The organism is Adlercreutzia equolifaciens, from assembly GCF_029076695.1.
Classification (GTDB): Bacteria; Actinomycetota; Coriobacteriia; order Coriobacteriales; family Eggerthellaceae; genus Adlercreutzia; species Adlercreutzia equolifaciens_A.
The window spans coordinates 1-301 of record NZ_JARFIK010000403.1 but is presented as its reverse complement, the minus strand read 5'-3'; the positions used below and the strand labels follow the sequence as shown (position 1 = coordinate 301).

The window sequence follows — 301 nt, the reverse complement described above, 5'->3', positions numbered from 1 at the left end:
CTTGTACCAGGAGTGACCCAGGTACTCGGTGATGAGGTGCTCCTCCACGTCGGACACGCCGAACTGCTCGTCGATCACGCCCATGGGCAGGTAACGGTTCTTCATCTGCTCGATGTAGTTGTCGCCGTAGGGCCAGCCGTTGCCCTCGAACACGCCCCAGGCAATGTAGCGGCCGCAGCCCTTCCCCCAGGTGAGGGCGTCGGCATAGGGGCCGGCCAGAGCGACGGTGTCGGCCAACACCGTGTCGTTGACCCAGTCGCGCACCTCGGTGGCCATGGCCAGCAGGTCGTCCAGCTTGGAC

Annotated in this window: 1 protein-coding gene; it reads right to left on the bottom strand. The window is 65.1% G+C overall.

Annotated features, from left to right (window positions below; all coding sequences use genetic code 11):
- The coding region (locus PZH32_RS12920; RefSeq protein ID WP_275208656.1) for a nickel-dependent hydrogenase large subunit at positions 1 to 301 on the bottom strand (301 nt) is incomplete at both ends.